10 protein-coding genes are annotated in these 13,467 nt (G+C 71.9%); 4 read left to right on the top strand and 6 right to left on the bottom strand.

Annotation, left to right across the window (positions count from 1 at the left end):
* Positions 1 to 36: 36 nt before the first annotated feature.
* The gene (locus ACFVIM_RS25490) at positions 37 to 795 is read right to left on the bottom strand and encodes a phosphoglyceromutase (protein WP_384305557.1); all 759 of its coding nucleotides are present in this window, start codon (positions 793 to 795) and stop codon (positions 37 to 39) included.
* A gap of 290 nt (positions 796 to 1,085) precedes the next feature.
* On the opposite strand from ACFVIM_RS25490, the gene ACFVIM_RS25485 reads away from it, so the two are divergent.
* On the top strand, positions 1,086 to 2,411 hold the full coding sequence (locus ACFVIM_RS25485; RefSeq protein WP_384305555.1) for an MDR family MFS transporter: 1,326 nt from the start codon (positions 1,086 to 1,088) through the stop codon (positions 2,409 to 2,411).
* 30 nt (positions 2,412 to 2,441) lie between these two features.
* On the opposite strand, the gene ACFVIM_RS25480 is transcribed toward ACFVIM_RS25485, so the two are convergent.
* The 4 genes from ACFVIM_RS25480 to mshA all read right to left on the bottom strand — a co-directional run bounded on the left by ACFVIM_RS25480 (position 2,442) and on the right by mshA (position 7,988).
* Positions 2,442 to 3,950 carry an MFS transporter gene (locus ACFVIM_RS25480; protein WP_384305559.1) on the bottom strand — a complete coding sequence of 503 codons (1,509 nt, stop codon included), beginning with the start codon at positions 3,948 to 3,950 and terminating at the stop codon, positions 2,442 to 2,444.
* A gap of 241 nt (positions 3,951 to 4,191) precedes the next feature.
* Positions 4,192 to 5,862 carry a glycosyl hydrolase family 28-related protein gene (locus tag ACFVIM_RS25475; protein ID WP_384305552.1) on the bottom strand — a complete coding sequence of 557 codons (1,671 nt, stop codon included), beginning with the start codon at positions 5,860 to 5,862 and terminating at the stop codon, positions 4,192 to 4,194.
* Positions 5,863 to 6,010: 148 nt separating this feature from the next.
* On the bottom strand, positions 6,011 to 6,508 hold the full coding sequence (locus ACFVIM_RS25470) for a YbjN domain-containing protein (RefSeq protein ID WP_384305550.1): 498 nt from the start codon (positions 6,506 to 6,508) through the stop codon (positions 6,011 to 6,013).
* Positions 6,509 to 6,644: 136 nt separating this feature from the next.
* The gene (gene mshA, locus ACFVIM_RS25465; RefSeq protein ID WP_384305548.1) at positions 6,645 to 7,988 is read right to left on the bottom strand and encodes a D-inositol-3-phosphate glycosyltransferase; all 1,344 of its coding nucleotides are present in this window, start codon (positions 7,986 to 7,988) and stop codon (positions 6,645 to 6,647) included.
* A 467-nt stretch (positions 7,989 to 8,455) separates the two neighbouring features.
* Between mshA and ACFVIM_RS25460 the strand changes: the two genes are divergently transcribed.
* The 3 genes from ACFVIM_RS25460 (at position 8,456) to ACFVIM_RS25450 (ending at position 12,762) form a co-directional block, all read left to right on the top strand.
* On the top strand, positions 8,456 to 9,241 hold the full coding sequence (locus tag ACFVIM_RS25460; RefSeq protein WP_384305545.1) for a class I SAM-dependent methyltransferase: 786 nt from the start codon (positions 8,456 to 8,458) through the stop codon (positions 9,239 to 9,241).
* A 309-nt stretch (positions 9,242 to 9,550) separates the two neighbouring features.
* Complete coding sequence (locus tag ACFVIM_RS25455; protein ID WP_384305542.1) at positions 9,551 to 10,681, top strand: NlpC/P60 family protein; 1,131 nt, start codon at positions 9,551 to 9,553, stop codon at positions 10,679 to 10,681.
* A gap of 851 nt (positions 10,682 to 11,532) precedes the next feature.
* A complete protein-coding gene (locus ACFVIM_RS25450) occupies positions 11,533 to 12,762 on the top strand; it encodes a PP2C family protein-serine/threonine phosphatase (RefSeq protein ID WP_384305539.1) in 1,230 nt (409 codons plus the stop codon).
* A gap of 205 nt (positions 12,763 to 12,967) precedes the next feature.
* On the opposite strand, the gene ACFVIM_RS25445 is transcribed toward ACFVIM_RS25450, so the two are convergent.
* Positions 12,968 to 13,303, bottom strand: a complete 336-nt coding sequence (locus ACFVIM_RS25445) for a DUF2516 family protein (protein ID WP_384305536.1) — start codon at positions 13,301 to 13,303, stop codon at positions 12,968 to 12,970.
* Positions 13,304 to 13,467: the final 164 nt, after the last annotated feature.

The raw sequence follows: 13,467 nt of genomic DNA, 5'->3' as shown, positions 1-13,467 counted from the left end.
TTCTCCGCCGACAGGGGGCTTGATCGTGCCGTCTCGCTACTTCTTGCCCTGGTTCTTGACCGCCTCGATGGCCGCCGCCGCGGCGTCCGGGTCGAGGTAGGTGCCGCCGGGGGTGATCGGGTTGAAGTCGGCGTCCAGTTCGTAGAAGAGGGGGATGCCGGTGGGGATGTTGAGGCCGGCGATGGCCTCGTCGGAGACGCCGTCGAGGTGCTTGACGAGGGCGCGCAGCGAGTTGCCGTGGGCGGCGACCAGGACGGTGCGGCCCGCGAGGAGGTCGGGGACGATGCCGTCGTACCAGTACGGCAGCATGCGGACGACGACGTCCTTGAGGCACTCGGTGCGGGGGCGCAGTTCGGACGGGATCGTCGCGTAGCGCGGGTCGTCGCTCTGGGAGAACTCGGTGCCGTCCGCCAGCGGCGGGGGCGGCGTGTCGTAGGAGCGGCGCCAGAGCATGAACTGCTCCTCGCCGAACTCGGCGAGGGTCTGGGCCTTGTCCTTGCCCTGGAGAGCGCCGTAGTGGCGCTCGTTCAGCCGCCAGGAGCGGTGGACGGGGATCCAGTGGCGGTCCGCGGACTCCAGCGCGAGCTGGGCGGTGCGGATGGCGCGCTTCTGGAGGGAGGTGTGCAGTACGTCGGGGAGCAGACCGGCGTCCTTGATCAGCTCACCACCGCGGACCGCCTCCTTCTCGCCCTTCTCGGTGAGATTGACGTCCACCCAGCCGGTGAACAGGTTCTTCGCGTTCCATTCGCTCTCGCCGTGGCGGAGGAGGATCAGCTTGTACGGTGCGTCGGCCATACGTCCGAGCCTAATGGACGTGTGCGCCGTCGCCGCTCGTGTGTGCGGTGGAGGGCGGGGCGGCGTACGCGGCTCCTAGGGGCGCGTACACCCGTCACCTGGAGGCGGGCTCCGGACGTGGTCCAGGGGCGCGCTGGGGCGTCGCCAGGGAGGCGCGCGGGGGTTCCCGGCGTGCTCAGAGGCGTCGATTGACGGTCCACGTCAATCGACTGGTCAGCGGGAAACGACGCTCGGTAACGTGCGGGCACCTTCTGTGACACTTACTTCCGCCGATGGGCCTTGGGGGGACCATGCCGCTTGCCGGGGCGCGACGCGCCATGAGAGAGACGGTCTCGGGGCTCCCCCGGGAGTTCTGGTGGCTGTGGACGAGCACCCTCGTCAATCGGCTGGGGATGTTCGTCTCGACCTATCTGGTGCTGTACCTGACCGTGGAACGCGGCTACTCGGCGGCGTACGCCGGGTTGGTGGTGTCGCTCTACGGGCTCGGCGGTGTGATGTCCTCGCTCGGCGCGGGGGTGCTCGCCGACCGGCTGGGGCGGCGGCCCACGCTGTTGATCGCCCAGGGCTCGACGGCGGTCTCCGTGGCGCTCCTGGGCTTCGCACAGCACCCTGCGGTGATCGCGGCCGTCGCGTGTGTGGTCGGCGCGGCGACGAACGGCTCGCGGCCCGCCGTCCAGGCGATGATGGCCGACATCGTGCGGCCGCAGGACCGGGTGCGCGCGTTCTCGCTGAACTACTGGGCGATCAACCTCGGCTTCGCGATCTCCACGGCGGCGGCGGGCTTCATCGCCGAGTACAGCTATCTGGCGCTCTTCCTGATCGAGGGCGCGATGACCCTGGCGTGCGCCCTGCTGGTCTTCGCGAAGGTGCCGGAGTCGCGGCCGCCGCAGCTGGCGTCGGCCGACGAGGGGCCCGAGGTCAGCCTGTGGACCGTGCTGCGCGACGGCCGCTTCATGTGCATGGTCCTGCTGGCGCTGGTCGTCGCGCTGATCTTTATGCAGGGGATGATCGGGCTGCCGCTGGCGATGGCCGAGGACGGCTTCTCATCCGCCGACTACGGCCTGGTCATGGCGGTGAACGGCGTCGTGATCGTCACCCTCCAGATCCCCGTGACGCGTTACATAGAGCACCGCGACCCCCGTCGGCTGCTGATCGTCTCGTCGCTCCTGGTGGGGTACGGGTTCGGGCTGACCGCCTTCGCCGGTTCGGTCGGGCTGTACGTGGCCACCGTGATGGTCTGGACACTGGCGGAGATCGTGAACGCGCCCACGCAGAGCAGTCTGGTGGTGCGGTTCTCGCCTGTCCGGGGCCGGGGGCGCTACCAGGGGATGTACACCCTGACCTGGTCGGTGGCCACCCTGCTCGCGCCCATAGTGGCGGGCGGAGTGATCGACCAGTGGGGCGCGGAGTGGCTCTGGGCCCTGTGCGCGGCCTTGGGAACCGTCACCGGGGTGGGGTACTGGGCGCTGCTGCGCCGTCTTCCCGAGGTGGTGGACGAGGAGCCGCGTGCGGGCCGCCCCGGCCGAGGTACTGGCCGGGTGAGGGCCGGCACTCCGGACGGGGCGGCCGCCGAGGGGGACGGCGTGGCGGCGCGTGCCCAGGGTGCCGTGTCCTGAACACGCGGCAGGGGACGCGGGAGGCGCCGGTCAGGGCGGGGGCCCCTGGGCGGTGACCCGGGTGCCCGGGTGGGCGAGGGCGCACACCAGGGCCACGGCCAGGGCGAGGGCCATGCCGTAGAACACCCACTGGTTGGCCTCGGCGAAGTCCATCCGTACCGCGTGACGTGCGTTCTGGGTCAGGGCCGCCACCGGACCGTCATGGGACGCGCCGCTGCCGCCGTGGCGGGCGAGGGCCTGGGAGAGTTCCCGGGCGGTCCGCTCGGCGGCCGTGGCGGGGACTCCGCGGGACTCCAGTGTCGCGGTCACCCGGTCGACCATGACGTGACTGAGTACGGTTCCGTACACCGCGAGCCCCACGGCGGCCGCGTAGTTGCGGACCGTCTGGGTGATGCCGGTGACCTCTCCGTACGACGCGTCGATCGCGCGGTTGACCGAGTCCGTGGAGGCGGGTGCGAGCAGGAAGCCGATGCCCACGCCCGCGAGCACGACGTAGGGCCATTGGGCCGCGTACGAGAGGTCCGTCAGCTTCCAGGCCCACAGGGCGAATCCGATCGTCCCCAGGGCGCAGCCGATCACCATAGGGGGGCGCGCTCCGCGCGAGTCCAGGAGGCGCCCGCCGATCTGGGTGGCGACCACGAAGCCGAGGAAGAAGAAGAGGAGGTAGAGAGCGGCCTCGTTGGGCGTCTTGCCGAGGGAGACCTGGGCGTAGACGGACGCGAAGAAGAACAGCGGGACGAAGGCCAGCATCGAGAAGAAGAGAACCGCGTTGTCGGCGGCGAACGCGCGGTCCCGGAAGACGCGCAGCTTGATCAGGGGATGCTCGGGGACGCGCAGCTCGTACACGCAGAAGACGACGAGCACCGCGAAGCCCCCGGCGACGCAGCTCCAGGTCGCGGCCGATCCCCAGCCCCATTCGGCCGCCTGCTGGAGCCCCAGCACGCTCAGGCCCATCCCGGCCGCCACCAGGGCGGCGCCCGGCAGGTCGAGGCGTTCGGCGCGCGGGGTGTTGGGGATCCGGGCCAGGACGGTCAGGACGATCGCGATCAGGGCGACGGGCACGTTCACCCAGAAGATGGCCCGCCAGGTCCATGCGGTCAGCCAGCCGCCGAGCAGCGGGCCGATCGCCGTGAAGCCCCCCGCGACGCCGAAGAAGAGGGCCAGCGCGCGCCCGCGCCGCTCGACCGGGAAGACGGCGGTGACCACGGCGAGCGCGGCGGGGAACATGAGCGCGGCGCCCACCCCCTGGGCCGCCCGAAAGATGATCATCCAGGTCTGTGCGAAGTCCGTCGCGGGGACGCAGCCGCAGAGCACGGACGAGACGACGAAGACCAGGGTGCCGAACAGCATCACGCGCCGGTGCCCGTGGATGTCCGCCAGACGGCCGCCGAGCGCGAAGCACACCGCCAGGGCGAGCAGATAGGAGTTGACGACCCAGCGCAGGCCCGAGGAGGTGAGCGACAGCTCCTCGCTGATGTCGGGCGCGGCGATGGCGACGATCGTCTGGTCGATGAACGTCATCGACACCGCGAACATCATCGCCGCGAGTGCCAGGCCCTGGCTGGTGCCCCGCCCCCGCCGTACAGGGGCGGCAGGTTCTCCGTCCGCCCCAGTGGGTTCTCCGTCCGCCCGAGCGGGGGCGTCGGAGCCATCCGCCGGGCGGAAGGGACCCGAGCCGCCGACCGGGTGCGGCGGATCGGAACCGCCCGAGATGTCGCTCATGGCGTGAATTCTTCCTCCGGCCTCGGTCCCCCGCACACCGGAGCGCGGGGAGCGCGCCTCAGAGGGCGCGCTGCGCGCGGTACAGGTTGGGTGGCCAGACGGCCCCGGGGGTCCCGTACGCCTCCAGACGCGCGTTCAGCGGCCCGGTGAAGTCCGGGACGTCGACCTGGCCGAACTCCCGTACGTGCGAGATGCCCACGGTCGCGCTGTACGGGGCCACCTGGTCGATCCTCACCAGTCCGGCCCTGCCGTTGGTGACCGTCACGTTCCAGTGGGCGAAGCGGGCCCCGTAGAGGGGTCCGGCGCTCGCGTCACCGCCGTGGCGGCCGTCATTGTGGACGGTGATCTCCGTACGGACGTTCGCGAACGGCATGCCCCGGTGGGTGTCGAAGGTGCCCATCTCCATGACACCGCGCGACCAGACGTTGTAGCTGGACAGACCCTCGACATTGATGCCGTGGAGCTGGGTGCCCGCCGGTGCGGGCACCGTGCGGCGCGCGACGGCGAAGTCCTCGATCAGGTTGTCGTGGGCACCCTCGCGGCAGAAGTACGGGTGGTGGGAGCCCCGGCCCTCGACCCTGGTGTCGCGCAGGGTGCAGGCCGACGCCCCGACGAGGCCGAAGCCGTTGTCGACATGGCGGACCGTGACGTCCCGCGCCCAGCAGTCGTAGGCGCACTGGAACGTGACGCCGTTGTAGCCCTTGTCGAGGAGGTGCGGGGACTGCGGGGTCTCGCGCGCCTCCAGGGTCACTCCCTCCACCCCGGCGTCGGTGAGCGGCTGCACCATGGTGACGATCCGGGGGTCCCACTCGGGCCGCAGATCGAGAGGCAACGGCCTCTCGAACGTGACCTGGTCGCGCGTGACGGCCGTCACGCGGACCGGCCACTCATACGGCACGTAACTGGTGAGCTTGGTCTTGTCGTCCCAGACATATGCCTCGGGGCCGGGGCCACCGCCCGCCATGTGCTCCAGGAGGGTGTGGCCGGCGTCGTCCGCGATCCGCAGGAGGACGAGCTGCCCCGCGCGCAGCCGGCGCGCGCTGTCGACGGTCACCGACCAGTCGCCGCGCCGGGCCGGGCGTACGGTCGCGAGCGTGCGCCACTCGTCGCGCCTGTTGCCGGTCCAGCCCTCGAACGGCCAGTCCCCGGCGCGGATGGCCCCGACCAGGCTCTCCCAGCGGGCCCGGGGGCAGAGCCAGATGAGGCCGCCCGCCCAGGACCAGGAGGACTTGTCCCCGCCGTACCGGCTGCCGTACGGGCCGATGAGTTCGGTGAGGTGCTTGGTGGCGTGGAGCGTCGTCCGGCCGCTGCCCTCGCCCGCGAGGACCACTCCGCTGTGGCCGAGCCGGATGAGGCCGTCCAGGCGGTAGGTGCCGCCGGAGAGCCGGACCGTGCCACCGCCGCGCCGGCCGATCCACTCGATCGCGCGGTTGATGGCCGGGGCCGCGTCGGCCGAGCCGTCGTTCACCGCACCGAAGTCATGGGCACTCACCCACCGCGCCTGGCGACGGCGGCCATGGCTGCCCGCCCGGCCGACGTACGGGATCTGAGGGTGGCGGTAGGGGGTGCGGCGGTACTCGTCCCAGAGCGCCGTGACGGGCCGCCGTGCGACATGAGTGACGGGTGCACCAGCGGCCCGGGCGCCGGGGCCGCCGACCCATGTGGCGACGACGGCGGTGGCCCCGCCGAGCAGGACGCGTCTTCCCAGCGGTCGCTGACCGATCTCCATGAGTACGCCTCCCATGCGTCTTACATGGATGTGAACAGCGTTCATGTGCGCGTTGCGGGGAGCATGCCACGCCCGCCCGGAGCGCGGGAAGGGGGCGGGTCCGTCTACCTCGCCGCCAGAGGCTCCGGGCCACCATGGCGGCCGGGAGTCAGCCCTTGGTCAGATTCGTGAACGCGTCCAGGTTGCGGGTCGACTCACCGCGCGACACGCGCCAGGCGTACTCCTTGCGGATCGCGTTCGCGAAACCGATCTCCAGAAGGATGTTGAACGCCCCGTCCGCCTCCTCCAGGACGGCGCCCAGCAGCCGGTCCAGTTCCTCCGGGGTCACGGCGGAGAGCGGGAGGCGGGCCGTCAGATAGACATCGCCGAGGGAGTCGACGGCATACCCGACCGCGTAGAGCCGGAGGTTCCGCTCCAGCAGCCAGCGGTGCACGGCGCCGTCGTTCTCATCGGGATGACGGATGACGAACGCGTTCACCGACAGCGCGTGCTCACCGACCCGCAGGGAGCAGGTGGTCGCCAGCTTCCGGGTGCCGGGGAGCGTCACCACGAACGTGCCGGGCTCGGGACTCTCCCAGGTCAGGCCCGCGTCGCCCAGCGCCTGCTCGATGACCCGCGCGGACTGTCGTGCCTCGTCGTCGGACATGGTGCGAGCGTACCCGGGGGCCCGGACAGACGTACGGAAGGCCGGGCAGTGACGCCGCGCGCTCCCCTGGTGGCGGACGGGGAACGCGATGCCGCGCGCTCCCCTGGCGGCGAGCGCGCGGTGATGGGCGAAGGCGTCAGAGGGAGCCGGCGCGGGAGCGCGCGCGGCGCCGGTGGTCCCACAGGGCCGCCGTGTAGACGTCGGCGGTCGCGGCGGCCGCCGTATCCCAGCCGAAGGAGCCCGCGTGCCGGGCGGCCGAGGCACCCATGCGCTCCGCCAGCGCCTCGTCCATCAGGAGGCGGTGCAGCGCCCGCGCGTAGTCGGCGGGGTCATGGCCGTCCACGAGGAATCCGGTCTCCCCGTCGCGCACGGCCACGGGCAGACCGCCGACCCGGGCGGCCACCACCGGCGTACCCGTCGCCTGCGCCTCGATGGCGACCAGTCCGAAGGACTCGCTGTACGAGGGCATCACCAGTGCGGAAGCGGCGCGGAACCAGTCCGCGAGGCGCTCCTGGCCGACGGGCGGCTGGAAGTGCACGAGGTCGGCGATACCGAGGCGACAGGCGAGCTTCTGGAGCCCCTCGGGCCGGGCGAGACCGCTGCCACTGGGCCCGCCGACGACGGGGACGTGGAGGCGGGAGCGGAGCGAGGGCTCGCGCTCCACCAGGCGGGCCACCGCGTGCAGCAGGATGTCAGGCGCCTTCAGCGGCTGTATCCGGCCCGCGAAGAGAGGAACGAACGCGCCCTGCGGCACTCCTAGGCGCGCGCGGGCGGCGGCGCGGCCGTCGGCCGGACGGAAACGGTCGAGGTTCACTCCGGGGTGCACCACCGCGACCCTCTCCCGCTCGGCGGCGTAGAAGCGGACCAGTTCGTCCGCCTCCTCCGCGGTGTTGGCGATCAGCCGGTCGGACGCGTTCACGATCTGCGTCTCACCGATCACCCTGGAGGCGGGTTCGGGGGTGTCGTCCGCCGCCAGGGCGGCGTTCTTGACCTTCGCCATGGTGTGCATGGCATGGACCAGGGGCACGCCCCACCGTTCGGCGGCGAGCCACCCGACATGCCCCGAGAGCCAGTAGTGGGAGTGGACGAGGTCGTAGTGCCCCGGGCGCTGGCGGGCCCACGCGCGCATGACCCCATGGGTGAACGCGCAGAGCTGACCGGGCAGATCCTCCTTGGCGAGCCCCTCATAGGGCCCCGCCTCCACATGACGGACGAGGACTCCCGGGGCGAGTTCCACGGAGGGGGGCAGACCGCCCGCCGTGGCCCGCGTGAAGATCTCGACCTCGATATTGATGGCGGCGAGCCGCCGGGCGAGCTCGACGATGTAGACGTTCATGCCGCCCGCGTCGCCTGTCCCCGGCTGATGCAGCGGGGAGGTGTGCACACTCAGCATGGCGATCCGGCGCGGCCTGCGATGGCCCGGGAATCGGATACGGGGGCTCGTGAAGCCATTGCCGAGGCGCGAGACGTACTGGCTCACGTCGGACATCCTCCTCGTTCCGGCGGCGGGTACCGCCGGTGGCCCCCCTGTCAGCCGGGCCCACGGGACGCTTCGTCGCGCCCCTCCGACCGGTGGGCCTCCGCTCCGTCACCCGCGCACCGCCCTCCGGTCTCCACCGGGGCCCGCGGTGCGCGCGGGGCGTACGACCCACCCTGTCCTGCGGGCATGGCGAGCTGCGGGGACGAGCAGCCCTCCACCGCCGCTCAACGCGGGAACGGCCTCCCGCCATTCCGATCGCGCGGCGCTTTGCCAAATCGTTGCCTTAAGGAGACGCGGATACGGAAGGGACGGGCGAGGCGGACGGGGCTTCGCTCCGGGGCTCGGCGAACGACACGGACCCCGCCCCGCGCGCAGCAAGGGCCCTCCTCCACCGTACGGAGAGAGGCTCCCGCGACGGAGAGAGGCTCCCGCGCCCCACGGAGAGAGGGGCGCATACCCTCGCATGCATGACCCGCCCCGTCGGCACCCCCACCCGCGGGACGACCAACCCCAACCGGCTGCGCCGGATGGATCGCTGGATCGCCGCCGCCCACGGCCCCGCGCTGCGCCGCAGCGACCGGCCGCTCGCCGTCGACCTCGGGTACGGTGCGGCGCCCTGGACCACCCTGGAGCTGTGGCGGCGGCTGCGCATGGCGGACCCGCGCTGCGAGGTCGTCGGCATCGAGATCGACCCGGAGCGGGTCGCGGCGGCACGACCGTACGAACGGGAGGGCCTCGGCTTCCGGCACGGCGGCTTCGAGGTCCCGCTGGGCGGCCGGAACCCCGATCTCATCCGCGCGGCGAACGTGCTGCGCCAGTACGACGAGGGCGAGGTCGCCACCGTGTGGGCGCGGCTGTGCGGGCGGCTGGCCCCGGGGGGCCTGCTGGTCGAGGGGACCTGTGACGAGATCGGGCGGCGGCACGTGTGGGTCGCGCTCGGGCCGGAAGGGCCGCGAACGATCACCTTCGCCACCCGGCTGGGGTCGCTGGACCGCCCGTCCGATCTGGCCGAGCGGCTGCCGAAAGCCCTGATCCACCGGAATGTGCCCGGCGAACCGGTCCACGCCTTCCTCCGGGACTTCGACCGGGCGTGGGCCGCAGCGGCCCCGTACGCCTCACTCGGCGCCCGGCAGCGCTGGATCCGGGCCGTGGGGGACCTCGCGGCCGACTGGCCGGTACGGGACGACCGCCGCAGGTGGCGACAGGGGGAGGTCACGGTGGACTGGGCCGCCTTCGCTCCCCCGTTCGAGTGAATGTACGGATGGTCCGGCCCGGCCGGGAACACGGACGGCGGGCTGTTCGTCGGGGAGAGGTGAGAAGGATCGTCCGTCTCGGGCGGGAGCGGGATGAGACAGGCGAGGCCGGACAGACGGACGGGTCGCGGGCGGCCCTGGGAGGGAAGCGTTCCAGGCCGTGCGTGGTCCGGAGCGGGGCGCGGGATCACACACGCACCGGCCTCTGTCCCTTTGTCCGAGGCCGTGACACCATTCACGCCGTATCCATAAGTTACTGACGGTAAATCAGATATTCGGTTCTGTGTTCAGCATCTTGGAGGGGGAGTCGTGAACCGACGCCGCTGTGCCACCGCCGCCGCGATCTCTCTGGTCTGCGCGCTGACCGCCCTCGTGGCGCCCGGAGCGGCCTTCGCGGCGACGCCGCTCGCCCCGAGCACCCCCCTCGCTCCTCTCTTTCCCGCAGCGCCCGAGCCCCTGCCGCCGACGGGCGCGCCAGGCGCGTCAGGAGCATCGGGAGCGGAGAAGTCGCTGGAGGAGGTGCGTCTGGAGATAGAGGGCCTCTACCACCAGGCTGTCTCGGCGACCGACGCCTACAACCTCGCCGAGGAGGAGACCGAGCGGCAATCGGCCGAGATCGTGAAGCTGTCCCAGGAGATCGTCAAGGGCCAGGCCCGCATCGACGACCTGAAGCTGCGCGCGGGAGCCGCCGCACGCGCGCAGTACCGCTCGGGCGGGCTGCCGCCCGAGGCGGGGCTGCTGCTCACCAACCACCCTGGACTCTTCCTCGACGGCCTCGGCCGGGTCCAGCAGAGCCTCAAGGCCACCCACGACCTGCTCAAGGACCTCAAGCGGACCCAGTCGGAACTCGCCTCCTACAACAAGGCCGCGAGCGCCCAGTGGCAGAAGCTGGAGGCCAATCGCCTCAAGCAGGCGGAGGCACAGAAGCGGATAGCCACCAAGATCGCTGCTGCTGAGAAGCTGGAGAACGCGCTGGAGAAGGAGGAGCGGGCCCGGATGCTCGTCCTGGAGCGCGAGGCGGCGAACCGGGCCCAGTCCGCCTGGCTGAGCACGGGCGCGCTCAAGACGACCACGGGGAACGCGAAGGCGACCACGGGAGGCCAGAAGGCGGTGGAGTTCGCACGGGCCCAGCTCGGCAAGCCCTACGCGTGGGGCGCGGAGGGCCCGGGTTCGTACGACTGTTCAGGCCTGACCTCCGAGGCGTGGTCGGCGGCGGGCAAAGGCATCCCGCGCACCTCACAGGAGCAGTGGCGCCGACTTCCCAAGGTCCCGGTCGACCAGATGCGGCCCGGCGATCTGATCATCTACCACGCCGATGCCAGCCATGTCGGGATGTACATCGGCGATGGAGAGATAGTGCACGCCCCCCGACCGGGCAGGACGGTGTCGATCGCGGGGGCGGGCTCGATGAAGATCCTCGGAGTTGTCCGGCCGGACTGACGGAGCAAGGCGCTTCCCCCGGCAGGAGGGCGCTTCCCCGGGCAGAGGCCGTCCCCCTCGGCATAGGGGCGGACGGCGACGGGCGCAGTCCAGAGGGCGAAGGACGAAGCTCGGCGAGCGGCTCACACCCAAGGGCGCCTGTCTCCTGTAGGGAGAGCCGAGGACCGCTGGCTGGGCGACGGACGTCCGGTGAGTGGTCCGGCGCACGGGTCCGCCGCCGCTGGATCGCACCGCGAACGGCCCGGGCGAAGGCACCGGGAGGCCCTCGTCCGAATCCCACCGCGAGCGGTCCAGGCGAAGGCTCCAGGAGGCCTCCTCCGGATCCCGCCGTCAAGGGTTCCCGCCTGAGCCGGTCCGCCGGGGCACGCCCCGGCGGACACCCACGGACACCCCCGGACACCAGTAACCCACCCGAACGGGCACCAAGCACCAGGCACCACGGACACCGGCACCACGGGCATCAGACATCACGGACACCGGCACCACGACGGGCGCCACGGACACGGTGGGAACGGCCCCGAGGCCGTCCGTCCGGTGGATGGCCGGAACCGGTTCGCCCTTCCTCCCGTCCTCGCTTGAGGCACCGGGGCTGATGCGCCATCGCACCGGGGCACGGAAGCATCCGCCGGGCGCAGCCGTGGCGCGGTGGAGATCTTCCGTGGCGATCATGCTTCGGGGCGTGATGTTTGTCATGGGGAGGCGGTCAACCGCCCTCTCATTCCGGGCACATGCTCCCCGGTCGTCTTCCGTCCGCATTCCACTACGGCCCGAGCTACCGCTATGGTCCCCGTCTGGCAGGGCGTCGTTCGTCGTCCTGCCGCGCCCTCGGGGGAGGGAAAGGAACCGGATCAATGCCCGTACCCGTACCGCGACAGAGGAACGCCCCGGTCACGGAGGTCGCGCGAGCCGACGCGGGATCCGGCGGCGATCTCACCGTGCTGGTGATCGAGAACGACCCCGGCGCCGCCTTCAGCGCACCGGAGGCCACCGACCCGGACGGCGCCCGGCTCCGTATCCGCAACGCGCGCAACCTCACCGAGGCGGAGCGCCTGCTGACCGACGACGTCCACTGCGTCCTGGTCGATCTCTCGCTGCCCAGCTCCGGGGACGAGGAGCTGGCGCCGCTGAAGCACGTGCTGCGGCTGGCGCCCCGGCACGCGGTGCTGGCCCTGACCACGTCAGGGGACGCGGAGCGCGCGGCGGAGGCGGTCCGGGCGGGCGCCCAGGACCACCTCTTCCGCGATGAACTGGACGGACGGCTCCTCAGCCGCGCCGTGCGGTACGCGGTGGAGCGTAAGCGCGCCGACACGGCCCAGATGAAGCTCGCCGAGTCCCGGCTGCGCGCCCAGGAGAACGCCCGGCTGGAACGCGGGCTGCTCCCCACTCCCCTGCTGGAGGGGTCCGAGCTGCGGTTCGCCGCCCGGTACCGCCCCGGCCGGTCCCGGGCGCTGCTCGGCGGCGACTTCTACGACACGGTCCGCACCCCGGACGGCACCGTGCACGCGATGATCGGCGATGTGTGCGGGCACGGCCCGGACGAGGCGGCCCTCGGGGTGGAGCTGCGCATAGCGTGGCGGGCGCTGACGTTCGCGGGGCTCTGCGGGGACGAGCTGCTCTCCACCCTCCAACAGGTGCTGGAGCACGAGCGGGAGAGCGAGGAGATCTTCGCCACCCTGTGCTCGATCGACATCGCGCCGGACGGGCGGCGGGCCGGTCTCTGTCTGGCGGGGCACCCCTCGCCGCTGATCACCCAGGGCGGCCGGGCCTCCCGGCTGCTGCCGGTCGAGAGCGGAGGTCCGGCGCTGGGTCTGCTGCCACGTGCCCGCTGGCCGCGCCACCAGGTGCAGCTCGGTGGCGCGTGGAGCCTGCTGCTGTATACGGACGGTCTGATCGAGGGCCGCTCGGGACCGGGCGAGCGGGAGCGGCTGGGGGATGACGGCATGCTGGCGATGATCAACCGGCAGCTCCGGTCCGGACTGGAGGGCGAGGAGCTGCTGGACTCGGCGGTCACCGAGGTGAGGGCGCTCAACGGCGGGGAGCTGACCGATGACGTGGCCGTACTGCTGCTGAGCAGGGGCTGAGGCGCGTCGCGGGCGGCGGATCGAGCGGGTCCGACGGCGGCGCGCCGGAGGCGGACCGGAGCACGGGCGGAAGCCGGGAGCCAGGGACACGCGTATCGAAGCCGCCCCTCGATCCCGGTCAGTCGCGCTCCTTCTCAGCCCCCGTCTCAGGGTCCGCCGCCTCCGTCACCGCGGCGGGCGGCGTTCCGGCGCGGCGCCCGTGTGATCACCTGCCGCCGTTGTACGGGCCGTACGGGCCGTCGCTGCTGGAACCGCCACGGCGGCCGCCGCCGGAGACCGCCTTGAGGGCGGGCCGTACATCGACGAAGAAGACGATCGCGGCGATCAGGCCCGCGATGGAGAGGAAGAGCATCGGCACCAGGAGGTTCACCGCGACCGCCAGGCCGAGGATGATCAGCCAGAAGTTCTTGCTCTGCTTGTCGGCGGCCCGGTAGGCGTCCTCACGGGCCAGGGCGGCGAGGACGAAGGCACCGATCGAGGAGCCCAGGAAGACCAGGTTCATCACCAGATAGAGGATGGAGTCGAATCCCGCTCGCAGCATTGGTGAGCACCGCCTTGGCCTAGGAATGAATGGGGCACCTCGCCGCCACGGTACCCCGGGGAGCGAGCCGGACACCTCGTAAAGTGCCCGGCTCGCTGTCGTCCCGTGTACCGGCACGGCTCCATGGTCCGGGGACACGGGGTGGTCGCCCACCCCGTGTCCCC

Source organism: Streptomyces sp. NPDC057638, assembly GCF_042800315.1.
GTDB lineage: Bacteria > Actinomycetota > Actinomycetes > Streptomycetales > Streptomycetaceae > Streptomyces.
Note: the sequence above shows the minus strand (reverse complement) of the source record. Positions and strands in the feature narration are given on the sequence as shown.